This window comes from Limnoglobus sp., assembly GCF_059499385.1.
Genome location: NZ_JCABYM010000039.1, coordinates 28645 through 52665, shown reverse-complemented (window position 1 = coordinate 52665; position 24021 = coordinate 28645). Strand labels below are relative to the sequence as shown.

17 protein-coding genes are annotated in these 24021 nt (G+C 67.6%); 7 read left to right on the top strand and 10 right to left on the bottom strand.

What is annotated here, in order from left to right:
- The first annotated feature begins 198 nt into the window (after positions 1-198).
- Positions 199-417 (top strand): hypothetical protein, encoded by a 219-nt coding sequence (locus AC5JJ2_RS06495; RefSeq protein ID WP_495857156.1) that lies wholly within the window; start codon positions 199-201, stop codon positions 415-417.
- On the opposite strand, the gene AC5JJ2_RS06490 is transcribed toward AC5JJ2_RS06495, so the two are convergent.
- Positions 414-1829 (bottom strand): sigma-54-dependent transcriptional regulator, encoded by a 1416-nt coding sequence (locus AC5JJ2_RS06490; protein ID WP_495857155.1) that lies wholly within the window; start codon positions 1827-1829, stop codon positions 414-416. The two genes, AC5JJ2_RS06495 and AC5JJ2_RS06490, sit on opposite strands and share 4 nt — an antisense overlap.
- Before the next feature lie 6 nt (positions 1830-1835).
- Positions 1836-2330 (bottom strand): hypothetical protein, encoded by a 495-nt coding sequence (locus AC5JJ2_RS06485; RefSeq protein WP_495857154.1) that lies wholly within the window; start codon positions 2328-2330, stop codon positions 1836-1838.
- Between the two features lie 94 nt (positions 2331-2424).
- Here AC5JJ2_RS06485 and AC5JJ2_RS06480 point away from each other — a divergent pair, with 94 nt between their 5' ends.
- Positions 2425-2745 (top strand): DUF433 domain-containing protein, encoded by a 321-nt coding sequence (locus AC5JJ2_RS06480; RefSeq protein WP_495857153.1) that lies wholly within the window; start codon positions 2425-2427, stop codon positions 2743-2745.
- A 67-nt stretch (positions 2746-2812) separates the two neighbouring features.
- On the top strand, positions 2813-3130 hold the full coding sequence (locus AC5JJ2_RS06475) for a DUF5615 family PIN-like protein (RefSeq protein ID WP_495857152.1): 318 nt from the start codon (positions 2813-2815) through the stop codon (positions 3128-3130).
- A gap of 31 nt (positions 3131-3161) precedes the next feature.
- Here the strand turns inward: AC5JJ2_RS06475 and AC5JJ2_RS06470 are convergent, their stop codons facing one another.
- Together AC5JJ2_RS06470 and AC5JJ2_RS06465 are read right to left on the bottom strand one after the other, a co-directional pair.
- Positions 3162-3533 (bottom strand): hypothetical protein, encoded by a 372-nt coding sequence (locus tag AC5JJ2_RS06470; protein ID WP_495857151.1) that lies wholly within the window; start codon positions 3531-3533, stop codon positions 3162-3164.
- Between the two features lie 90 nt (positions 3534-3623).
- Positions 3624-5099: an FAD-binding oxidoreductase gene (locus AC5JJ2_RS06465; protein ID WP_495857150.1), complete on the bottom strand. Its 1476-nt coding sequence runs from the start codon at positions 5097-5099 to the stop codon at positions 3624-3626.
- Positions 5100-5583: 484 nt separating this feature from the next.
- Here AC5JJ2_RS06465 and AC5JJ2_RS06460 point away from each other — a divergent pair, with 484 nt between their 5' ends.
- The gene (locus AC5JJ2_RS06460) at positions 5584-5844 is read left to right on the top strand and encodes a hypothetical protein (protein ID WP_495857149.1); all 261 of its coding nucleotides are present in this window, start codon (positions 5584-5586) and stop codon (positions 5842-5844) included.
- A 416-nt stretch (positions 5845-6260) separates the two neighbouring features.
- Here AC5JJ2_RS06460 and AC5JJ2_RS06455 read toward each other — a convergent pair whose 3' ends face one another.
- Complete coding sequence (locus tag AC5JJ2_RS06455; protein WP_495857148.1) at positions 6261-8837, bottom strand: M56 family metallopeptidase; 2577 nt, start codon at positions 8835-8837, stop codon at positions 6261-6263.
- A 135-nt stretch (positions 8838-8972) separates the two neighbouring features.
- Complete coding sequence (locus tag AC5JJ2_RS06450) at positions 8973-9344, bottom strand: BlaI/MecI/CopY family transcriptional regulator (protein ID WP_495857147.1); 372 nt, start codon at positions 9342-9344, stop codon at positions 8973-8975.
- 284 nt (positions 9345-9628) lie between these two features.
- On the opposite strand from AC5JJ2_RS06450, the gene AC5JJ2_RS06445 reads away from it, so the two are divergent.
- From AC5JJ2_RS06445 to AC5JJ2_RS06435, 3 genes are all read left to right on the top strand, one after another.
- Complete coding sequence (locus AC5JJ2_RS06445; RefSeq protein WP_495857146.1) at positions 9629-9997, top strand: DUF3307 domain-containing protein; 369 nt, start codon at positions 9629-9631, stop codon at positions 9995-9997.
- A 116-nt stretch (positions 9998-10113) separates the two neighbouring features.
- Positions 10114-11580: a WD40 domain-containing protein gene (locus AC5JJ2_RS06440; RefSeq protein ID WP_495857145.1), complete on the top strand. Its 1467-nt coding sequence runs from the start codon at positions 10114-10116 to the stop codon at positions 11578-11580.
- A gap of 72 nt (positions 11581-11652) precedes the next feature.
- Positions 11653-15006 carry a DUF1549 domain-containing protein gene (locus AC5JJ2_RS06435; protein ID WP_495857144.1) on the top strand — a complete coding sequence of 1118 codons (3354 nt, stop codon included), beginning with the start codon at positions 11653-11655 and terminating at the stop codon, positions 15004-15006.
- Positions 15007-15232: 226 nt separating this feature from the next.
- On the opposite strand, the gene AC5JJ2_RS06430 is transcribed toward AC5JJ2_RS06435, so the two are convergent.
- From AC5JJ2_RS06430 to AC5JJ2_RS06415, 4 genes are all read right to left on the bottom strand, one after another.
- Complete coding sequence (locus AC5JJ2_RS06430) at positions 15233-16687, bottom strand: DUF1501 domain-containing protein (protein ID WP_495857143.1); 1455 nt, start codon at positions 16685-16687, stop codon at positions 15233-15235.
- A gap of 97 nt (positions 16688-16784) precedes the next feature.
- Positions 16785-18704: an ABC-F family ATP-binding cassette domain-containing protein gene (locus AC5JJ2_RS06425; RefSeq protein ID WP_495857142.1), complete on the bottom strand. Its 1920-nt coding sequence runs from the start codon at positions 18702-18704 to the stop codon at positions 16785-16787.
- Positions 18705-19257: 553 nt separating this feature from the next.
- The gene (locus AC5JJ2_RS06420; protein WP_495857141.1) at positions 19258-20289 is read right to left on the bottom strand and encodes a DUF933 domain-containing protein; all 1032 of its coding nucleotides are present in this window, start codon (positions 20287-20289) and stop codon (positions 19258-19260) included.
- A 36-nt stretch (positions 20290-20325) separates the two neighbouring features.
- The gene (locus AC5JJ2_RS06415) at positions 20326-23964 is read right to left on the bottom strand and encodes a DPP IV N-terminal domain-containing protein (RefSeq protein WP_495857140.1); all 3639 of its coding nucleotides are present in this window, start codon (positions 23962-23964) and stop codon (positions 20326-20328) included.
- Positions 23965-24021 lie beyond the last annotated feature (57 nt).

Sequence of the window (24021 nt, the reverse complement as noted above, 5' to 3'; positions counted from 1 at the left end):
AAGAGTTGCGGATTGCCGACCGCCCTTTTAGGATCACATAGGTTTCACCGACGAGAGCTAACCGGTTCGCATCGCCCGATGGTCAGCGGAAGGAATCGCCGCCTGTCCAACCATCTATTTTTTTGGTGACGGTAGCTCTAGCAACACTCGCGTCGCATTCACCAAACTCTGAGGTCGATCTCGGGAAGGAGTGCCCCGATGACCACGCTCGACACGCTTGAGCCGTCGCCCGCGCAGTTGGCCCTGGCCAACAGCTGCCAGCCGCAAATCCGGCGGCTGCAAGTCACCGAAACCGAAGACCACGTCCTCATCTCCGGGCGGGTCAAGAGCTACTACCTCAAGTCGCTCGCGCTCGAGACCGTGAAGACGGCCGCCTGCCCCCGGCCGATGGTGTTCAACGTCGAAGTCGAAGACTAATCCCCCAGCTCGTCCCCGTCCGCGTCGGGGGCGAGGCCGTACTTGCGAATCAGCTTCCGCACCGTCGCGCGGGCCAGGCCCAGCCACCGGCCCGCCGCGAGCCGGTTGCCGTCCAGTTGCCTGAGTACCTCGCCGACGAGGGCCGGCTCGACCTCGTCCAACAACCCTTGATACAACTCCGCCGGCTCGTTCCCGCCGGCGGCGGTGACCCGCTCGGCCACCCACGCCCGGATGAGCCGGGCCAACTGTTCGCGGACCGACTGCGGGCCGACGTGCGCCGTCGCGCCCGGCAGGTGGTCCGGCCGGATCGGCCCGCCGCGGCCCTCGATGGCCGCGTGTTCGACCGCGTTCCGCAGCTCCCGCACGTTCCCCGGCCAGACCCGCTTCTTCAAAGCGTCGAGCGCGTCGGCCGTCAGCGCCGAAGTCGGGGCGAACCGCTGGAGGAACGCCTCGGCCAGGACGGGGATGTCGTCCGCCCGGTCCCGCAGCGCGGGGACGTGGATCGGGTAAACGTTCAGTCGGAAGAACAGGTCGTGGCGGAACCGGCCGTCGCCGACGGCCGCGGACAGATCGACGTGCGTGGCGGAGACGACCCGCACGTCCACCGGCTGCGCCGCCGCCCCGCCGACCGGCAGCACCTCCTGCCGCTCCAGCACCCGCAGCAACTTCGCCTGGACCGGCAGCGGGATGTCCGCGATCTCGTCCAGGAACACGGTCCCGCCGTTCGCGAGTGAGATCAGCCCGTCGCGGTTGCGGTCGGCCCCGGTGAACGACCCGCGGACGTGGCCGAACAGTTCGCTCTCCACGAGGTTCGGGTTCAGCGCCGCGACGTGGACCGGCAGGAAGGGCCGGTCCCGCCGCGGGCTGTTCGCGTGGATGGCCCGCGCGACGAGTTCCTTCCCGGTCCCGCTCTCGCCGGTGACGAGGACGCACGCCTCCGTCGGGGCGACGAGCGCGATCCGCTTGAAGACGGACTGAATCGCGGGCGTGCGGCCGAGGATTTCGTCCGTCGCGGGCGCGGGGGCCGGCCGGGACCCGTTGGCGGTGGCGGCGGTGGCGGCGGCCCGCGCGGCGGCGTCGAGGGCTTGGTGCAGGTCGAACGGCTTCGCGAGGTAGTCGAACGCCCCGCCGGCGACGGCCTTCACGGCCGTGGCGAGGTTGCCGTGCGCGGTCATGACGATCACGGCCGCGGTCGGCGCGGCGGCCCGCAGTTTCTCGAGCGCCGTCAGCCCGTCCATGCCGGGCAGCCGCACGTCCAGGAAGATCACGCCCGGCTTCTGAACGGCGGCCTTCTTCAGCCCGTCCTCGGCCGTGGCCGCGACCGCGACCGGGTGGCCGGCCTTCTCGAACGCCCGCCGCAGCCCCCAGGCGATGGCCTCTTCGTCGTCGATGATGAGTACGGGGTGTGGCATGGGTGTTTAGTAGTCGTCGTCCCGCCGCCGTCGCCGCGGGCGGTCGTCGTAATCGTCGTCGTAATCGTCCTCGTCCCGGCGGCGACGCCGGGGGCGGTCGTCGTAGTCGTCGTCATCTTCCTCGTCGTCGTAATACTCATCCCGCCGGCGGCGATGCCGCCACCGGCGTTCCTCCTCGGACGGCCCGGCGAGGGCCAGCCCGATGCCGACGACCAGGAGCGTACCGCCGACGGCCAGCCCGATCTCGACGGCCTGAACCGTTGGGGCGATCTTCTCCATGAGCTGCTGCGGGTTGCCGTTCGGGTTCTTGAACCCTTCCATGAAGCCGACGACGAACCCGAACGCGAACGCCAGCGGCATCGGCAGCATGGCGAGGATGCCGAGCAGCCGCCCGGCCAGCCCCTCGACGACCCGGCTCGGGGCGAACGTCATCTTGCCCAGCGCGAGCGAGACCAGCCCGAAGATGAACAGGCCGATTTCGAGGCCGACGACGAGGATCATTGGCACTCCGCGACGAAGGGGCAACGGAGAAATCGACTACCTTCGCCGACCCGAGGAATGATAAACTATGAAGAGATTCGAGGGCTAATCGAAAATGAACCTCCCCGACTTCCTCCACCGTGACGCCCACGGCGAGTTAACGATTCGCGGCACGCGGGTCGGGCTGCATCATTTCCTGTTCGACTACAACCAGGGCGAGTCGGCGGAATCCCTCGCGGTTCAATTCCCCCACGTTTCCCTCGCGACCGTACACAAGACGATCGCGTTCTACCTCGAGAACAGAAGCGAACTCGACGACTATCTGAACCGGTACGCGGCCGACATGGCCGAGCAACGCGCAACCGGGGCGACGGTCAACCTGCGCGCGCTCCGCGAACGGCTAATTCCGCAAGGGGCGAGTGTTACTTCCGACTGACCCGTGGGCGGTAACCGATGCTCACGTTCCTCTTCGACGAGAATAGCCGCAGAAGGTTCTCGACGCGGTGCGACGGCACAACCTGCTCGGTTCGCCCTACCCCCTCGACGTGGTGGCCGGCGGTGAACCCTCGGCCCCACGGTATGGGACGCTGGATGCCGACATCTTGAAGTGGGTCGAGGCGGAGGGACGGATACTCGTCACGCGGGACATCCGCACCATGCCGACTCCCCTGGCCGACCACATCGCGGGCGGCGGGGCTGTACCGGGCATTCTCGAAGTGCGGCCGGGGACGAGCATCCCGGACATTCTCGACGCCCTTCAGTTGGTCGCCCACGCGGGCAAGGCCGAGGACTTGGCGGATCAAATCTCCTTCATCCCTTGACCGCCTCACACCGCCGCGCGGACTTCAGGGATCAAGGTCGCGTCATTTCGAGTACCGGAACCCAATCGAACGGCCGCGTCCGGCTGTCCGCCACGACCGCCTCAAGCTCTTCAAGTGCGGTTGGCGAGGGGTTGTGACCCAACGCTTTCCAAACCGCGAACGCGGCTGCGGCCGCGAGGGACGACGGGTTTGAGTCGGTCGTCATTCCGACAATCCGCGTCACATGCACGCAGGCGCTTTGCTTGGCGGCGACAGACAAGGCGAATTCGATCCCCGCCCTCGCGCCCGCTTTCCAATCGTCGTAGCCGACGGCCGGCACTTCCTCCAAATGGCCTTGTGCGATCCAACCCGACCCGGTGCATTGAAAGTGAACACTCCGATCCGGCGAGTCGAGGTCTACCACAACGGCGACTCGTCCGCCGAGAGGCACGCCGTTCTTGACCCGAAGGTAAACCCCCTCTGCCGTAGCCATCAACATGCCCCCGTGCCCACTTCACACCGCCGCCCTTCGCCCCGGTTTCGTCACCGCGATGGCTACCGGCTCGGCGCAGCCGCCGGCGGTCGGCAGCATCTTGTGCGGGCTGCACCGGTTCAGCGGGTTGAACGCCGTCCGCAGCCGCACCATGAACTTCAAGTCGTCCGCCGAGAACAACAGCGGCATGAAGTCCAGCTTCTCGACGCCGATGCCGTGCTCGCCGGTCACGCTGCCGCCGAGGTTGATGCACTCGGTCAGGATGTCCGTGCTCGCGGCCAGCACCGCCTGCACCTGCTTGGGGTCCCGCTCGTCGAACATCAGGATCGGGTGAATGTTCCCGTCCCCGGCGTGGAACACGTTGCAGATCGCGAGGCCGTACTTGTCGGCCGTGGCCGCGATGAACTTCATGATCTGCGGCAGCTTCGTCCGCGGGACGACGCCGTCCTGCGTGCAGTAGCTCGGGTAGCCGAGCCGCCCGATCGTGCCGAACGCCTGCTTGCGCGCCTTCCACAGCGCCAGCCGCTCCGCCTCCGTGTTCGCCTTCCGCACCTCGCGGGCCTTGTTCGCCAGCGCGATCCGCTCGATCCGGTCCGCCTCGTCCTGCAACCCCGCCTCCAGCCCGTCCACCTCCATGATGAGCACCGCCCCGGCGTCGAGCGGGAACCCGAACTTGAACGCCGCCTCGACGGCCTTCAGAATCGTCCGGTCGAGCAATTCCAGCGCGGCCGGGACGATGCCGCTGCCGATGATGTCGCTAATGGCGTTCGTCGCGTCGTCGATCGTCTCGAAGACGCCGAGGAGCGTGCGGTAGCCCTCCGGGTTGCGGGTGATGCGGACCCACACCTTCGACACGACGCCGAACGTCCCCTCGCTGCCGACGATCGTTCCCACGAGATCGTAGCCGGGCGAGTCCTCCGTCGGCCCGCCGACGGTGACGACCTTGCCGTCCGGCAGCACGAGTTCGACGCCGAGGATGTGGTTGACGGTGACGCCGTACTTGAGCGTGTGCGGCCCGCCGCTGTTCGTGGCGACGTTCCCGCCGATGGTACACGCCCCCTGGCTGGACGGGTCCGGGGCGTAGTGGTAGCCGTGCGGCTTGAGCGTGTTCGTGAGCCAGATGTTGACGACGCCCGGGTCCACGACGGCGTACCGGTCGCGCACGTTGACCTCGTGGATGGTCTTCATACGGGCGAGCGCGATCATGACGCCGCCGCCGACGGGGACGCACCCGCCGGCGAGGCTCGTCCCGGCCCCGCGGGCGACGAACGGCACGTCCAGCTCGTTGCACGCCTTGACGATGTCAACGATGTGCTTGGTCGTCATCGGGAAGACGACGACGTCGGGCTTCGTCTTGGCGATGGTGAACCCGTCGCACTCGTAGGTGGCGAGGTCGGCGGTGGCGGTGAGGACGTTCTCGCGGCCGACGATCTGCGTCATGCGGCCGACGAGCGCGGCGGTGTCGCGGTCCGCCGGGGCGGGGAGGGTGATGTTCATGGCGTCCATTCTAGTGGAGCGCCCGTTTCGTCGCGACACAGAGCCGGGCGCGGTACGATGGCGGCACGGGAGGGCGGAAGCGATGACGGAAGCGGAGTGGTTGGCGGCAACCGGGCCAAGCCAAATGCTGAATTGTCTTGAGGAACCCACCAGCGAACGCAAACTTCGCTTATTTGGTGTGGCGTGTTGTCGCCAGAACGATGACCTACTCCAAGACCCACGCTTGAAGAGGGCTGTTGAGATTGGCGAGAAGTACGCGGATGGCGAGGTCAACGAGCGGGATCGTAGCGCCGCAGAGGCAGCGGCGGTCGAAATCGAAGAAGAAGATTGCTACCACGAGTTTTCACATTACCTTTCATGCCCGGCTGAGGTAGTCGCCAAACAGTACACGACCTACTCCGCACACTCGGCCACAACATTAGCCGGTTGGATCATGATCGATGGGGAACCAACTCTGCTCGACACTTCTTGCGATGAATTGGCGGTGGAGCAAGCCGAGTTTTTACGTTGCATCTTCGGCAACCCGTTCTGCTCGGTCACGTTCGACCCGGCGTGGCGCACGTCCACGGCCGTCGGCATCGCGGACGCGATCTACGCCGACCGGGCGTTCGACCGGCTGCCGATCCTGGCGGACGCGCTGCAGGACGCCGGGTGCGAGGACGCCGCGATCCTCGACCACTGCCGCGGGCCGGGGCCGCACGTCCGCGGGTGCTGGGTCGTCGATCTCGTACTGGGGAAGGAGTAGCGTCGTTGGCGAGCCGTACCCCGTAAGGGGTCGGGTATGCGTCCCTCACCCGACCCCTCTATTTACTTCCCCCCGCAGCCGAGTTACTCTCGTCCTACATTCTGCTCGGGAAACACATCCGTTGGATCGCATGTCAAGAAGTGTGGACTCTGCGCGAACACGTGGCCATCGACTGACGTGTTTCTCCACGGCGGTGACGGCCACTTCTAGGAACGCACCCCTCAAACCCGCGGCCACTTTGCCCCGGTGCCGCACGACATCGGACTCCTTCTCGCGCTCACCCGTGTACCGCTCACCGCCCATGTCCCCGTCGCGCGGCCAGCCGTCCTGACCCTGTTCGGCATGAAAGCGGGGCAGGGGGGCGGGGCGGGTCTTGCTCAGACCCGGCCCGCCCCGCGTCCCGCGCGAGCCGGGGGCTACTTCCCGACGCCCTTGAGCAGCTCCTCGACCTTCTCGCGGTACTCGGCCGGGACGCTCTTCACGCCCTTGCCGTCGAAGAACTTCTTCTTGTCCTTCTCGATCTCGATCTCCACCGAGCCGGTGTCGCCGACCGTCCCCTTCAGCTCGAACTTCAGCCCGTCCTCCTCGGCTCGAATCTCGAACTTGTCGTCCTCGACCTTGATCGACTTCGACGCCGCCTTGCCCTTGTCCTTCTTCGTTTCCGTCTTCACGGCTGGCAGCGCGATGCCCTTCACCGTCTCCTTCTTGCCCTTGCGGACGATCACCACGTCGAACGTCTCGTCGCCCTTCATCCCGGCGATGACCGTCGGCAGGCCCTCGGCCGTCACGGCCTTGCCCTTCACCTCCAGCAGCACGTCGTTGGCCTTCAGCCCGGCCTTCGCGGCCGGCGACCCGTCACTGACGCTCAGCAGGATCGCCCCCTGGCCCTTCGGCAGGTCGAGCTGCTCGACGAGGATCGCCGGGACGGCCTCGATGGTCACGCCGAACCGCCCGCCCTGGGCCGGCTTCGCCGTGTAGACCTTCCCGTGCAGGTCGTGCAACTCCTTCATTTCAAACCCCTTCAACGGCAGCGCCTGCATCGGCTGGAACTGCTGCCACTGGAACTGGCCGCCCTGAAGGCCGGACAGTTGCTTCATCAGCTTGTCCATGTTCGCCTTGTACGCCGCCATCGCTTCCTTCACCGCCTCGGCCGCCTTCGGGTCGTCCTTCAGGCCGGACAGTTGCTTCTCGTATGCCTTCATCATCTCGGCCATGTTCGCCTTCACCTGGTCGAGGGCCGTGGTGTTCGGCATCGTCCACTTCCGCAGGGCGTCGGCCCGCGCGACCTCGGCGTGCTTCGCGGCGTCGCCGGCCTTCCCCGCCTTGTCCTTCGCCTCGGCCAGCTTCTTGCGGTACTCGGCGGCGCTCTTCTCCAGCGCGGCCTTCGCCTCCGGTTGGTCCTTCACGTCCTCGGCGGCCTTCGTCAGCTTTTCGAGGGCCTTCTGAAGGTGCTGCGTCTCCTCGTCCAGCGCGAGCCGCATCTTCACCACCGCCTCGGGCGGGACCGGCGGGAGCGGCACGGCCGGCGGCATGACCTTCGCGATGCCGGGGATGCCGTGCGCGACGGTCGCCGCCTTCAGTTTGGCGACCAATTCCTTCACCGCCTTCACGTCGCCCTTTTTGGCCGCCTCCTCGATCGCCTTCTCGATCTCGGCCGTCGCCTTGTCGTTGCCGACGACGACGAGTTCGATCCGATGCTCGACGGCGTCCGCCTTCTTGTCGCCGTCCTTCTTGGCCTTCTCCTTCAGCTTCTCGCCGTCGGCGAGGCGTACCTCGACCCGCCCCTCGACGGGCTTCTTGTCCACCTTTTTCGGCTCGTCGGCGGTCAGGCGGATGCCGGACAGCACGACCGTCGCGGACACGGCACTACCGATGGCCAGGGCCGACCACGCGCGGCCCCAACGGGATTTGCTCTCAGACTTCGGTTGCAGCAACATCGTCACCCTCCGGTAAAGGTCGGATTGCCCGGCCCGCACGCCGGCGAGGCTCGGGACGGCTCGGACGCTCCGCGGCACACCCGGCCGCGAAGAAAGCTCGACTAAGAAGGCCGCGTAGTCCGCCTCCTGCGCCCCCGCGGCCGCGGCGTCCGCGAGGTACTCTTGCGCGAGGCTCAACTCCCGCCGCACGGCCCAGAACCACGGCAGCGCGAAGTAGACGGCCCGCGCCAGCCCGACCCACACGCCGGTCCGCGGGTCGCCGCGGCGGAGGTGGTCGAGTTCGTGGGCCAGCACCCACCGCAGTTGGTCCAGCGTCGCGGTGCGGGCCAACGCCCGCGGCAGCAGGATCGTGGGCGTGAAAACGCCGAAGCACACGGGCGTCGCCAGCCGGTCGGACACAAGGACGCACGGCGGCCGCATGTCCGTCGCCAGTTCCGCCACGATCTGTTGCACGTCCTCGGCGGCGGGGACGGCCGACCGCCGCAGCCGGGCGAGGCCGACGTACCCGACGAGTTGGCGGAGCAGCACGAACCCGACGCACAGCCAGTACGGGATCAGGATGACCGGCGCGACCTCGGCGACCATGTCCCGCGGCGGGACGGGGGCGGCGGCGACCTCACCGGTCATCGGCACGGCCGAGATCGTCAGTGCGTGCGGGTCCGGTTCCGGAAGCGGGGCGGGGGCCGCCGCGGCGACGGCCGGTTCCTCGACTTCGACGTTCACGTCGAAATCGACCGGAACCCAAACAAGTTCCTCCGCGACCGGCGGCTCCTCGACGCGGGCCACTTCCACCGGGACCACGTCCGCGCAGTCGCCGCACGGGTGTTCGGGCTGTCCCTCGGCGGTCCAGCCGGGGACGGGGACGAGTAGCCACGCCGGGAGGACGGCCAGGACGCAGGCGAGCATCGCCGCCCGGACCGACCAGCCGATGACGCGGTGGCGGCGGGCCGGGTCCTGCACCCGCCGCACGGCCAGCCACGCGAGCAGGAGCGTCACGCCGCCCGCCACCAGCGAGCGGAGGGTCCAGATCGTCGCCGCGTGCCAGAACTCGGACATCCGCGTTCTCCGAATATGGGGGTGGGAATCCGTTCGCTGCGGTCTTGTAGGGCGGGTCAAGGCTTTGCGACGACCCGCCGGGGGTGGCCGGGACCGACGGGGGGTCAAGGCTTTGCGCCGACCCGCCGCCACGACTCATCGCTTGCGGGCGTCGTTGATGAGCTTCCGCATCTGCTCCAGTTCTTCGGGCGAGATCCGCTCGGCTTTCAACAGGCTCAGCACCAGCTGCGACGCCGCGCCGTCGAACACACGGTCCAGGTAGCGGGCGGCCGACTCCTCCCGGCTGAACACCGGGGCGTACACGAACGTCCGCCCCTCCGTAGTGTGGGTGACAAGGCCCTTCGTCTCCATCAGCCGGATGAGCGTCTGCACCGTGTTGACGTGGTGCTGCTTGTCGTCGGACGTTTTCAGGAGCCGGTGGACCTCGCTGACGCTCTTCGGGCCGTACTCCCAGAGCACTTTGAGGATTTCCAGCTCGCGGGCCGTCGGGGTGGGTAGGTCGTCCACGGGTTTCCTCGCCGAGGAACTAATAACTAAAACTTTAGGTGATAATACCGGCGGGGCGGGTGGGAAGTCAAGGCCGTGTGAAAAAACATTCTTCGGTCCGAGGGCCGGGGCGGGTTCGTTCCCGGCGTGCGGGGCGTACCGCCGGGCGGGGCCGTTTTGTCCGCGGGAATGGCGTTTTCCGTTCGCCAACCCGCGGATTTTTAGCTACAAGAAAGCCAGTTGACCGCGGTTCGCCCATCGTTCGACCGTTGTACCGTGAACCCGGTTCCTCCGCGGGCCTGCTCGTGCTGTTCTTCCTGCTCTTCTTCCTGGTCGCCGGTCACGCCCTGATGGACTTCGCGCTGCAAGGGGACGTGATCGCGTCGTGCAAGTGCCGGAAGTCCACGAACCCGATCCAGAAGGAAGTCCCCTGGTACTACTGGCTGACCGCCCACGCCCTGCTCCACGGGGCGACGGTCGGCGTCGTGATCCACATGGCCGGCGGGTTTACCGTGGTCACGGTCGCGTTCTACGCCGCGCTGGAAACCGTCGTGCATTGGCTGATCGACCTGCTGAAGTGCGAGGGCGTGACGACGATCCACGCGGACCAGGCGTTCCACATCGTCTGCAAGATGGCCTGGGCGCTGATGCTCGTCAACGGGGTGACGTTCTGACGACGACGGCGGACGGTTTATAAAATCCGTTTGAACTCCCGGCCCCCTTCCTGCTAAACTACCATCCTCACCGAATCCGCGCCGGCCCGGCGGCGCGTCCCGCGTTCGAGGTCGTGATGCCCTCCCTCCGCTTCTCGTGGGCGGCGGTCCTCTGTGCCGCCTGGCTCACCCCCGCCCTCGCCCAGCCGAAGGCCGACGACGGCCCCGTCAGCTACTTCAAGGACGTGCGGCCGATCTTCCAACAGAATTGCCAGGGCTGCCACCAGCCGGCGAAGGCCCAGGGCGGGTACATCATGACCGAGTTCGCCGACCTGCTGAAGGGCGGCGAGACCGGCAAGCCCTCCGTCGTCCCCGGCAAGCCGGAGAAGAGCTACCTGCTCGACGAGATTCGGGTGAAGGACGAGAAGCACGAGATGCCGAAGAACCGCGACGCGCTGACGGCGAAGCAGTTCGCGCTCGTCGAACGCTGGATCAAGGAAGGCGCGAAGGACGACACGCCGGCCAGCGCGAAGGAGAAGGTCGCGGTGGACGAGGACCACCCGCACCAGTACCTGTCGCCGCCGGTCGTCACGTCCGTGGCGTTCTCGCCGGACGGCAAGCTGCTCGCCGTCACCGGCTACCACGAGGTCGTCCTCCACGCCGCCGACGGCTCGAAGATCGAGGCCCGGCTCATCGGCCTGTCGGAACAAGTGCGGTCCGTGGCGTTCTCGCCGGACGGCAAGTGGCTGGCCGTCGCGGGCGGGTCGCCGGGGCGGTTCGGCGAGGTGCAAATCTGGAACGTCGAGAAGCGACGGCTGAAGGTGTCCGCCCCGGTCACGTTCGACACCGTCTCCGGCGTGAGCTGGTCGCCGGACGGCAAGCTCGTGGCCGTCGGCTGCACGGACAACACCGTCCGGGCGCTCGACGCGGACACCGGCAAGCAGGCCCTCCAGATGGGCACCCACTCGGACTGGGTGCTGTCCACCGCGTTCAGCCAGGACGGGTTGCACCTCGTCTCCGGCGGCCGGGACATGACGGTGAAGCTGACCGACGTGCCGACGCAGCGGTTCATCGACAACGTGACGAGCATCACCCCCGGCGCGCTCAAGGGCGGCGTCATGACGATCGACCGCCGGCCGATGAAGGAGAAGAAGATGCAGAAGGTGCCGAACGACACGCCGGGGGCGAAGCCGAACGTGTACGACGAGCTGCTGGCGGCCGGGTCGGACGGGACGCCGCGGCTGTACAAGATGCACCGCGAGGTGAAGCGGGAGATCGGCGACGACTCGAACAAGGTGAAGCAGTTCGACGCGATGCCGGGCCGGGTGTCGTGCGCGAAGTTCAACCCGGACGGCGACAAGTTCGCGGCCGTCAGCAGCCTCGACGGCAAGGGCGAGGTCCGCGTCTACGAAATCGAGAAGGGAACCAAGGTCGCGTTCGAGAAGACCACCGGGGCCGTGTACGCGGTGGCGTGGCGGCCGGACGGGAAGGCGGTCGCGTCGGCCGGGTTCGACGGCAAGGTGTGGCTGCACGACCCGGCCACCGGCAAGCTGCTCAAGGAGTTCGTCGGCGTCCCGCTCACCGACAAGAAGGCGGCGAAGTAGTGAAGTGACCCGAAAGCCCCGGCACGGCCGTGCCGGGGCACTTCCTCCCACCATACACTCCCACCGATACCCATGCGACACCTTCTCTCACTCTCGCTCCTGGCCCTCGCCCCGGTCGCGTTCGCCGCGGACGCGGAGCAGCTCCCGCCCGGAACGAAGGTCGCCTCGCTCGCGGTCCAGCCCGCGAAGATCGACCTGGCCTCGCTCTACGCCTACGGCCAGCTCCTCGTCACCGCGAAGCTCGACACCGGCGACACGGTGGACGTGACGCGGCTGGCGAAGGTCGAGCCGCCGAAGGGCGTGACCGTCTCCGCGACCGGCCTCGTCCGCCCCGCGGCCGACGGCACGGGTGACATCGCGGTGTCACTCGGCGGGCTAACCGCGAAGGTTCCCGTGACGGTCACCGGCCAGAAGGCGGCGAAGGCGGTCAGCTTCGTCACCGACGTGCAGCCGGTGTTGTCGAAGCTCGGGTGCAACCAGGGGACGTGCCACGGGTCGGCCCAGGGTAAGAACGGGTTCAAGCTCTCGCTGCGGGGCTACGACCCGCTGTTCGACCACCGGTCGCTGACCGACGACCTCGAAGGCCGCCGGTTCAACCGGGCCGCGCCGGACAAGTCGCTCATGCTGCTGAAGCCGGCCGGGGCCGTGCCGCACGCCGGCGGTGTGGTGTGGCAGCCGGGCGACACGAACTACGAACTCGTCAAGCAGTGGATCGCCGACGGCGTCGCGCTCGATTTGAACGCGCCGCGGGTCACCGGCATCGAGGTTTTCCCGAAGAACCCGACGATCCAGCAGATCGGCGGCAAGCAGCAATTCGCCGTCGTCGCGACCTACGCCGACGGCCGCAAGCGGGACGTGTCCGCCGAGAGCTTCATCGAGAGCAGCAACACGGAAGTCGCGACCGTGGACAAGGCCGGGTTGTTGACCAGCATCCGCCGCGGCGAGGCGACGATGCTCGTCCGGTACGAGGGGGCCTACGCCGCGTCCACCGTCGTCGTCATGGGCGACCGGTCCGAGTACGCCTGGAAGCAGCAGCCGGTGCAGAACTTCATCGACGAACTGGTGGACGCGAAGCTGAAGAAGGTGAAGATCCAGGCGAGCGACCTGTGCAACGACGCCGAGTTCGTCCGCCGCGTCACGATCGACCTCACCGGCCTGCCGCCGTCGGCCGACGACGTGCGGAAGTTCCTCGCGGACCCGAAGCCGAGCCGGGCGAAGCGGGACGAGCTGATCGACACGCTCGTCGGCGGCGACGCCTACGTCGAGCACTGGACGAACAAGTGGGCGGACCTCATGCAGGTGAACCGCAAGTTCCTCGGCGACCAGGGGGCTGTCGCCCTCCGCAAGTGGCTGCACGACGAGGTCGCGAAGAACACGCCCTACGACCAGTTCGCGTACAGCGTGCTGACGGCCAGCGGGTCGAACATCGCGAACCCGCCGGCGGCGTACTACAAGGTCCTCCGCGAGCCGGACGCTGCGATGGAGAACACGACGCAACTGTTCCTGGCCATCCGGTTCAACTGCAACAAGTGCCACGACCACCCGTTCGAGAAGTGGACGCAAGATCAGTATTACGAGCTGGCCGCGTACTTCGCGCAGGTGACCCGCAAGGAGGACCCGAAGTACAAGGGCCAGCGGATCGGCGGCACGGCCGTCGAGGGGGCGAAGCCGCTGGCGGAAATGATCGAGGACGCGAAGGGCGGCGAGATGAAGCACGAGCGGACCGGCCAGGTCGCGCCGCCGAAGTTCCCGTACCAGGTTTCGACGCAGATCGCGGCCGACGCGACGCGGCGGGTGCAGATCGCCAAGTGGATCACGGCCCCGCAGAACCCGTACTTCGCGAAGTCGTTCGTGAACCGGATGTGGAGCTACCTGCTCGGCGTCGGCGTCATCGAGCCGGTGGACGACATCCGGGCCGGCAACCCGCCGACGAACCCGGAACTGCTCGACAAGCTGACGGAAGAATTCATCCAGTCGAAGTTCAACGTGCAGGCGCTGGTGAAGACGATTTGCAAGAGCCGCACGTACCAACTTTCCATCGCGACGAACAAGTGGAACAAGGACGACGAGCAGAACTTCTCGCACGCCCTCGCCCGGCGGCTGCCGGCCGAGGTGCTGTACGACGCGATCTACAAGACGACCGGCAGCGTAACGCGGCTGCCCGGCCTGCCGGCCGGGGCGCGGGCGGCGCAGTTGCTCGACAGCAACGTCGAGCTGCCGGGCGGGTTCCTCGAACTGCTCGGCAAGCCGGTCCGCGAGAGCGCCTGCGAGTGCGAGCGATCCAACGGCCTCATGCTCGGGCCGATCCTCGCGTTCGTGTCCGGCCCGGTCGTCGGCGACGCCGTGCAGGACGGCGGCAACCACATCGCGAAGTTCACGTTGAAGGAGAAGGACGACGCGAAGGTCGTGGAGGAAGTCTACCTGTCCGTCCTGAACCGGCTGCCGACGAAGGCGGAGGTCGAGAACGGCGTGACGGCGATGCGAAGCGCCGGCCCGGACCACGCGGCGCTGGTGGCGGAACACAAGGACCGCGTGACGCGGTTCGAGGCGTACAAGAAGACGCTCGACGACAAGCAGGCGGCGTGGGAGAAGGGCCTCTTGGAGCAGAAGCCGACGGCGTGGACGACGCTGACGCCGACGAAGGCGGTGTCGAAGGCCGGGCCGACGCCGGCGGCCGCGAAGGGCGGCTCCAAGATGGAGATTCAGAAGGACGGCTCGGTCCTCGTGACGGGGCCGATCGAGGCGGTGGACACGTACACCGTCACGGCCGACCTGAAGGAGAAGGGGGCGTTCACCGCGATGCGGCTGGAGGTCCTCACCGACGCGGCGCTGCCGAACAAGAAGGGGCCGGGCCGGGCCGAGAACGGGAACTTCGTGCTGAACGAGCTCCGGGCGAACCAGCGGGCGAAAACGGACGAGGAGGAGGCGAAGGCGAAGCCGGTGAAGCTGGTCAGCCCGCAGGCGACGTTCCAGCAGGACGGCTACCCTGTCGCGAACGCGGTGGACAACAACCCGGCCACCGGGTGGGCCATTTCGCCGCAGCTCGGCATCGACCACGCGGCGCTGTTCAAGTTCCAGGCCCCGGTGAACGCCGAGAAGGGCGTGACGCTGACGGTCGTGTTCGACCAGCGGTTCGGCAGCGGCCACACGATCGGCAAGTTCCGCCTGTCGGTGACGACGGACAAGAACCCGAAGCTGCAGTCCCCGGTGTCGCCGGAACTGGCGAAGCTGCTCGACACGGACGTGGCGAAGCGGACGGACAAGGAGACGGCCGACCTGCGGGGCCGCTACCTGGCCCAGGACCGCGAGTACCAGAAGCTGGCCGCGGACGCGGCGAAGGTCCCGCCGACGGACGCCCGCGTGCTGGGGGCGCAGGACCTAACGTGGGCGCTGCTCAACAGCCCGGCGTTCTTGTTCAACCGGTAGGAGTTTCGTCATATAGCGGTGGGCTTGCCCACCGTGCGGGCCGAGTCTTCGAGGCCCGCACGCGCTGCCTCCCGCAAGGAACTGTCTGCAAGGGGAGAAACGCTCCCGCGGGAGGAACGCCTTCACGCCCGCGGGAAGCTGGTTGCGGTGGGAAGAACGTCGCCGTGGGAGGGACGCCCCCGCGGGTCTCGCAAAGCCTCGCCCCGCACGGTGGGCAAGCCCACCGCTATATGACGATGTCCCCGATCACGTGCCCGTGAACGTCGGTCAGCCGCCGTTCGATGCCGTTGTGGTAGAAGCTCAGCCGCGTGTGGTCCAAGCCGAGCAGGTGCAGCACCGTCGCGTGTAAGTCATAAATCGTCGCCACCTTGTCCACGGCCTGGTGGCCGAACTCGTCCGTCGCCCCGTAGCTGAACGCCTTCTTCACCCCGGCCCCGGCCAGCCACACCGTGAACCCCTTCGGGTTGTGGTCCCGGCCGCTCGCCCCTTTCTGGAACGTCGGCATCCGGCCGAACTCCGTCACCCACACGACCAGCGTGTCCTTCAGCAGCCCCGTCCGCTTCAGGTCCGTCAAGAGCGCCGCGCACGGCCGGTCGAAGATCGGGGCGTGAACGTCGTACTGCTTCTTCAGCATCCGGTGGCCGTCCCAGTTGCCGACGCCCTCGCCCATCGCGTAGGAGCCGTTGAACAGTTGCACGAACCGCACGCCCTTCTCCAACAGCCGCCGGGCGAGCAGGCAGTTGCGGGCGAACCCGGCCTTCGTCGGGTCCGTATCCGCCGTGCCGTACTCCGCGTGGACGGCCTTCGGTTCCCTGGACAGGTCGGCCGCCTCGCTCGCGCGGATCTGCATCTTGGCCGCGAGTTCGTAGCTGGCGATGCGGGCGGCCAGTTCCGTGTCGCCGGGCCGCGCCTTCAGGTGTTCCTCGTTGAGCAGCTTCAGGAAGTCCCGCGTCGCGGCGTCCTCCGTCGCGGTCACGCCCTTCGGCCGGTTCAAGTTGGGGATCGGCTTGTCGGCCGTGAACGGCGTCCCCTGGAACACGGCCGGCAGGAACGCGCTGCCCCAGTTGTTCGGCCCGACCTGCGGCACGCCGCGGGGGTCGGGAATCGCGACGAACGCCGGCAGGTCGCGGCACTCGCTGCCGAGGGCGTAGCTGACCCACGCGCCGGCGCTCGGGAACCCGTCGAGCGTGAACCCGGTGCTCATCTGGTTCTCGGCCGGGCCGTGCGTGTTGCTCTTCGCCGTCATCGAGTGGACGAAGCACAACTCGTCCGCGAGTTCCGCCAGGTGCGGGAAAAGGTCGGAGACCATCTTCCCCGATTGGCCGCGGGGCTTGAACGCCCACAGCGGCTTGACGAGGTTGCCGTTCTCGCCCTGGAACGTGACGAGCTTCTCGCCGCCGGGCAGCGGCCGGCCGTCGCGCTTCGTCAGTTCCGGCTTGTGGTCGAAGCTGTCGAGGTGGCTGACCGCGCCGGAGCAGAAGATCGTTAGAACGCGCCGCGCCTTCGGCTCGAAGTGCGGCTTCCGCGGCGCGAGCGGGGCGTCGGGTTTAATGTCGGGTCGGATCGGCTTCGCGTCGTCGGCGAGGAGGTTCTGTTCCGCGAGCATCGCCGCGAGCGCGACGCCGCCCGCGGAAGCGAGGAAGTGCCGGCGGTCGAGGAGCGGGTGGAGGAAGGCGGGCATGGCGGGTCCGTTCGTCGCCGGGCTGCCCGGATTATCCCGTCGGGAAGACTGGATGTCCAGTACGATTGCCTCTCGTCCATCCTCCTTCTGTGCAAGATCAGCCGTTTAGTTCCACCGCCTCTTCCCAGTGCTCGTACAGCGTCGGCAGCTTCGCCTTCACCGCCTCCAGCGCGTCGAGCGCTTCCTGGAACCGCGGGGCGTCGCGGTAGATGTCCGCGTCCTGCAGCTTCGCCTCCAGCTCCGTCACCTGGGCCTCCGCGGCCGCGATGTCCGCCTCCACGTCGGCCGCCTTGCGGTACGGGAACTTCCGCTTCCGCTTCGCCTTCTCCGGCCGCGCCGTCGTGCCGTTCTCGCTCGCCTTCGGCTCGCTCCGCTTCGGCTTCGCCGACTCCTTCGCCGCTTGTTCGCGGTTGGCACGGAGGAGTTCGTAGGTGTCGTAGTTGCCGAAGACGATCTCCGGGCGGCCGAGGTCGCTGTCGAAGACGATCAGCAGGTCCGCCACCCGGTTCAGGAAATACCGGTCGTGGCTGACGCAGATCAGCGTCCCGTCGAACGCCTTCACCGCCTCCTCCAGCGCGTCGCACGCCCAGATGTCCAGGTGGTTCGTCGGCTCGTCCAGGATCAGGACGTTCGCCCCCTCGACCGTCAGCCGGGCGAGCGCCGCCCGGCTCCGCTCGCCTCCGGACAGCGACTTCACCGGCTGCTCCACGATCTCGCCGTGAAGCCCGAAACTGCCGAGCAGGTCCCGCATCTTCTGCTCGGTCTGCGTCGCGTCGTCCTCCGGCCAGACGGCCCGCAACAGCGACTTCTCGTCGTCCAGCATTTTTAGATGTTGATCGAGGTAGCCGAGGTAAACGAGGTGGCCGCGCTGGACCTTGCCCGAGGTCGGCGGCTCGTCGCCGAGGAGGATGCGGAGGAGCGTCGTCTTGCCGCACCCGTTCGGGCCGAGGATGCCGACCCGCTTGCCGCGGAGGATGTCGAAGCTCAGGTTCTCGAACAGCAGCTTGTCGCCGAACCGCTTCGTCAGGTCCTCGACGTGGAACACGATGTCGCCGGACCGCACGGCGTCGCCGAGGTGGATGTTCGGGCCGCTCACCTTCGTCGGCTTCGACACGCGGTCGATCTTGTCGAGCGTCTTCATCCGGCTCTGGGCCTGCTTCGCGAGCTGGCCGTAGTGGGCGCGGCGGATGTACTCCTCCTGCTTTTCGATGAACTCCCGCTGGGCCTCATACTCCTTCAGTTGCCGCTCGTGCTTCTCGTCCCGCAGGCGGACGTACTGCGTGTAGTTGCCGGGGAAGACGCTGACCTGCCGGGCGTGCAGCTCGAACGTCTTCGTCGTCACCTTGTCCAGGAAGTACCGGTCGTGGCTGACGACGATCATGCCCTGCGGCTGCCGGACGAGGTAGTCTTCCAGCCAGCGGGTGGTCTTGATGTCCAGGTGGTTGCTCGGCTCGTCGAGGAGCATCACGTCGGGGGCGGCGAGCAGGATTTTCGCGAGGAGCAGTCGCCGCTGCTGGCCGCCGCTGAACGTGTTCGCGTCGCGGTGCCAGTCGGCGGCGGGAAACCCGAGGCCGGTGAGGACTTCCTCCACGCGGTTGTCGAGGTGGAACCCGTCCTGCGACTGCAGTTGCTCGTGCAGCCGGTCGTACCGGGCGGAGAGTTGCTTGCGTTCCTGGTCCGTCGTCGCGGCGGCGAGCTGCTCGGCGACGCGGATGAACTCGTCCTGGGCGGCGAGGAGTTCGTCGAACGCGGACTTCGCCTCCTGGAAGACGGTGCGGCCGGCCGGGAACTCGGCGACCTGCCGGAGGACGCCGAGCCGCGCCCCGGCGTGCAGTTGCACCTTGCCGGCGTCGAGCAGGTCGGGATCGACGACCGCCTTCAACAGCGTGGTCTTGCCCGCGCCGTTCGGGCCGACGAACCCGACGCGGTCGCCGGCGAACAGCTCGAACGAGACGCCCTCGAACAGCGGCGTGGCGTCGTACCCGCGGGCGAGGTCGGTGGCGGAGAGCAGCAGCATGGTGGCTACCAAAATAACACAACCCGGCGTCGGCCGGGCTGAATCGCGAGCGTTACCGCTTGCCCTTCTTGGTACTGCGGAGCTTGTGCTTGCGGGCACGGACCCGCTTCTTGTTCGCGTTGCGGACCGACTTCGGCTTGTGCTGAATGCCCATCGTGGCTCCAGGTGTTCCGGGGAAAAATACCAGACAGCTAATGTATGAACTCGCCCGCCGGTTATGTAGGTCGGGTCGAGGCTTTGCGAGGCCCGACACCGGACGGCCGGAGGATCAAAGACCGACACCGGATGTCGATCCCTTCTTCACCCCGAAGGGGTGGGACATGTCAGCCCAGGGCAACGCCCTGGGTAGACCGCCGCCCGGATGCAACAAGCCCTGAAAGGGCGGAAGAGTGTTCCGCCCTTTCAGGGCTTTCACCCGCGGCTGTCCTACCCAGGGCGTTGCCCTGGGCTGACATGTCCCAGGCTTTCAGCCTGAAAACCACAATCATGAACCGATTCCCGAAGATGGTTCCGGCCACAGGTCGGGCCTCGTCGCAAAGCCCTTCGACCCGCCCTACAAAATCTCGATCACGTCGCCGTCCTGGACGACGTACTGCTTGCCCTCCAGCCGCTCCTGGCCGCGGGCTTTCGCCTCCTTCTCGGAGTAGCCGCACGCGGCGTACTGGTCGTAGCTCACCACCCGCGCCCGCACGAACCGGGCGGCGAGGTCGTTGTGGATGCACGCGGCCGCGGCCACCGCGTCCCCGCCCGTGTCCATCGCCCACGACCGGCACTCGTCGTGCCCGGCCGTGAAGAACACGATCCGGCCCATCGCGTAGAAGACGCTACGGATCGTCGCCTCGCGGAACGACTGCGTGAACCCGAGGTCCGCCATGAACAGCTCGCGGTCCTCCGGCGACAGCGCGGCGAGTTCCATCTCCAGCTTTACCGGGGCCTGGCACGCGGTCGGCGCGAGCGCGAGCAGGTCCGCGGGCAGCGGGTCGTTGAACCCGGAATCGCCGCGGTTGACGAGGACCGTCTCCGGCTTGAGCGTCAGCAGTTGGAAGCTCTTGAGGAACTTGTCTTCCTCCTCGGTGACGTTCAGTTCCTTCGCCAGCTTGCCGGCCTCCAGCCCGGCGATGATCCGCTTGAGCGTCGCCAGCTCGAGTTCGTCCTGCTCCCGCTCCTTCGCGGGCTTCGCCTTCTTCATCTGCGCCTCGACCTTCGGCACGCGGTTCGACACGACTTCGAGGTCGGCGAACAGCAGGTCCTCGCGGAACTTCTTGAGCGTGTCGGCGAGCGGCGTGCCACCGAACCCGTCGAGGACGACGACCATGCCGTTCGCCTCGCGGAGGATGGCGAGCCGCCGCGGGTTGTCCTTGCGGTCGTCGGCCATCAGGCCGGGCGTGTCGAGGACTTCCATCTTCGCGAACGTCAGCTTCTTCGGCTTGAAGTGGTCGGAAATCTTGCGGAGGCGGTCGTCCGGCACGTCGCACGTGCCGACTTGGCCTTGCTGAATCTTGCCGGGGTCAGGCGTGGCCCCGGTGAGCCACTGGAAGGCCGTGCTCTTGCCCGCGCCCGTGTACCCGACGAGGCCGACTTTCATGATGATTGCTCCGTTCGTTTCCGTCAGTTTATCCGGTCACTTCCCCAGCATCGTCCGGCGGATGAAGTCGATCTGCAGCGCCTGGTAGTGCTCGCCGCGGATGCCGTGGCGGGACGGCGGGTAGATCATCAGCTCGAACGGCTTGTTCGCCTTCTGCAGCGCGTCGATGAACTGCATCGAGTTCTGGACGTGGACGTTGTCGTCCATCAGCCCGTGGATGAGCAACAACTTGCCGTGCAGGTTCGCGGCCGCCTTCACGACACTCGTCTTGTCGTACCCGTCCTTGTTCTCCGCCGGCAGGCCCATGTACCGCTCGGTGTAGATCGTGTCGTACAGCCGCCAGTCGGTCGGCGGCGCGCCGGCGATGCCGGCGGCGAACTTCTTCGAGTGCGTCAGCGCGTAGGCCGTGATGAACCCGCCGTAGCTGTGCCCGCTGATCCCGACGCGGGACCCGTCGGCCCACGGCTTCTGGGCGATCCAATCGACGGCCTCCTCCAGGTCCTTCAGCTCCGGCACGCCCATCTGCTTGTAACACGCCCACGCGCTGACGGCCCCCTTGCCGCTCGCGGACCGCGGGTCCACCCGGAACGAGACGACGCCCATGTGCGCCAGCACCTGCTCGAACGAACGCCAGCTCCACCCCTCGCGGACGGTCGGCGCGTGCGGCCCGGCGTAGGTCGATATCCACACCGGGTACTTCTTGGCCGGGTCGAAGTCCGGCGGGTACGTGATCGCGGCTTCCAGCAGGAAGCCGTCCTTCATCGGCACTTGCAGCCGTTCGTACTTGCCGAACTTGTACTCGTCGCGGGCGTAGGCCGGGTTGTTGTCGAGGACTCGCACCGCGGCGTCGCCGCCGAGTTCGCGGAGCCACATCCGGCCCGGCGTGGAGTTGTCGCTGAACCGGTCGGTGAACAGCTTCCCCTTCGGCGCGAGGTTGATCGTGTGCGACCCGTCGCCCGCCGACAGCCGGGTGACGCCGCTCCCGTCGAGTTTCGCGGAGTAGAAGTTCGACCCGTTGTGCCCGTCCTTCGTCGCGGTGAAGAACACCTCCGACTCGTCGGCCCGCAGCACGTCCTTCACTTCCCACTCGCCGGTCGTGACGGCGCGGAGCAGCTTCCCGGCCGCGTCGTAGTGGTACAGGTGCTTCCACCCGGTCCGCTCGCTCGAGAACAGGAACGACCCATCGGCCAGGAACTTCGGCTCGCCGGGGTCGTCGATCCATGCCTTCGTCTGGTCGCGGAACAGTTTCGTCGGCTTCGCGTTCGGCGACTCCCAGACGACGAAGTCGAGCCACGTCTGCCGGCGGTTCGTCACGTAAGCGAACGGCCGCTTGCCGTCCGGCAGCCAGCCGACGCGGGCGAACAGGGTGTCCTCCGGCTTGTAGTCGCCGAGGTCGAGGAACGTCGGCTTCGCGTCCGCGAGCGACACGACGCCGAGCTTCACCAACGGGTTCGGATCGCCGGGCTTCGGGTACGCGTACACCTCGGCACGGCCGGCGGCCGGGAACGGGTCGGCGAGCGTGAACTTCTTCACCGGCGTGTCGTCGAACCGCAGGAACACGATCGCCGTGCCGTCGGCGTTCCACCAGTACGCCCGGCCGTTGCGGTTGAAGATTTCCTCCTCGTAGACCCAGTCGGCCCGGCCGTTCAAAATCTCCGCGCCGGTGTCGGCCGTCAGCGCCGTCTCCTTCCGCGTGGCCAGTTCGACGGCGAAGAGGTTCCCCTTCCGCGTGAAGGCGACGTGCGTGCCGCTCGGCGAGAACGTGACGAACTCCTTCTTGCCGCCGCGGGTCGTGAGCTGCACGGCGGGCGTGCCGTCGAAGTACGCGAACCCGATCTCGTCCTTCGGCAGGTCCACGAGCGTGCCGGTGCGGGCCGGGTTCGTGCGGTACTCGCCGTCGCGGGTGATGCCGCCGCGGGCGCGGCGGGGCAGGGCGGACAGCCCTTCGAGCGACTTCGCGAGCTTGTCCGGGTCCACGAACAACTCGCTCCGGCCGGTGCGGGCGGCGACCTTGTAGAGCTTGCCGCCCTTCGTTTGCAGGTAGTGCTCGCCGTCCGGCAGCCACGTCACCGGGCCTTGCTCGCCGACCGCGAACGCCCGGTTCGACGTGAGGAACTCGAGCGTGAACGGCTGGTCCTTCTTGCGGTTCTCCGGCAGCGGGCGGGGCGAGCCGGTAGCGACGCCGCCGAGCTTGCCGACGCGGGCCACCGGGAACTCCTTGTCCTTCGCGAGGCCGGCGTCGAAGGCGTTCCACGTCGTCAGCCCGTCCTCGGCCTGCGGTTCGAGCAGGTACGCGGCGAGGCGGCCCAGGGGTTGCGCCGTGCGAACCAGGAACGTCCCGGCCGGGACGCGGCGGGCCAGCTTCTCCTTCGCGACTTCGAGCCTCACGGGCCTGTGCTTCTGGTACGCCGTCTCGCCGCGGGTCAGTTCCGTGACGCGGTATGTTTCCAGGTCGAGTTCGAGGTCCTCGCGCAGTTCGTCCACCGTGACGCCGTGCCGCCGAAGTGTGTCGGTCGCGTCGGCGAAGGCCGCGGGGATCAGGTACGCCTCCGGGACTTCCACCTCCAGCGTCGGCTCCATCCGCGTGATCTGCTGAAGGGAGAAGTCCTTCGGCTTCCCGTCCGCGTCAAACCCGAGGACGGTCGCGGGCTTCTCCTCCGCGACGGTCTTACTCCGCACGGCGATCCGCGGCGGCGTGCCGCCGTCCTTCGTGGCGGCCGCCAGTGCTTCCGGCTTCGCCGCGGCGCTCTGGAGGGCCGCCTTCACGAAGTGGTAGCTCGCCTTCACCCGGTCGGCGAACGTGGCGTAGGTGTACGACTCGGACAGGAGGGCCACGCGGTTCCGCAGGCCGACGTACTGCGTGCCGAACCGCGGCGACGCCGGGTAACTCGTCCACTGCGTCCGGTCGCGGTTGAAGTTGCCGTAGAAGAACGACTCGAACCCGGTCGCCGCCCTCAGCCGCGTCGTCACGTCCGGGAGCAGGTGGTCGGTCGCGTACCGCACGAGCCGTTGGTCGGCGGCCGGATAACGGACGCCGTCGTAGGTGAGCGTGTACCGGTGCTTGCTGCCGTTGGTCGTGTGGCAGTCGATGACGAGCTTCGGGTCCCACGCCGTCATTAACTTGACGAGGGCGCGGATTTCGGGGGATTCGAGTTTGACGAAGTCGCGGTTCAGGTCCAACCCGTCGGCGTTCTCCCGGACGCCGGCGAGCGCCGGGCCGTTCTGGCCGGGCCGGGTGTCGGGACCGAGCTTCTCGTTCCCGTCCGGGTTGACGTTCGGCACGACGAGGACGACGAACTTCTTCAGGAGTGCGTCGGTCGTCGTCGCCAGGTCGCGGGCCAGCGCGAGGACGGCTTCCTTGCCATCGACCTCCCCGGCGTGGATGTTCGCGTACACGAGGACGACGGTGCGGCCCGCCTTCTGCGCGCCGGCCGGCGTGACGATGCCGGAGTCGGACACGATCAGCAGCGGCAGCGGGCGGCCTTCCTTCGTCGTGCCGTAGGTCGAAACCTTCACGTTCGGCGACGCCTTCGCCAGCTGCTCGCCGAACGCGATCACGTCCGCGTGACGGGTCGTTTCCTTGTACCCGGTCTTCTCCGCGGTCGTTTGAATCGTCGGGGACTGGGCCGACAGGGGAGACGAGAGCAGCAGGACGGCGAACAGCGCACGGGGCATCGGGGGTCCTCGGAATGAACGCATTTCGGAGGAGAGAATACTGGCGTTGTACGATGC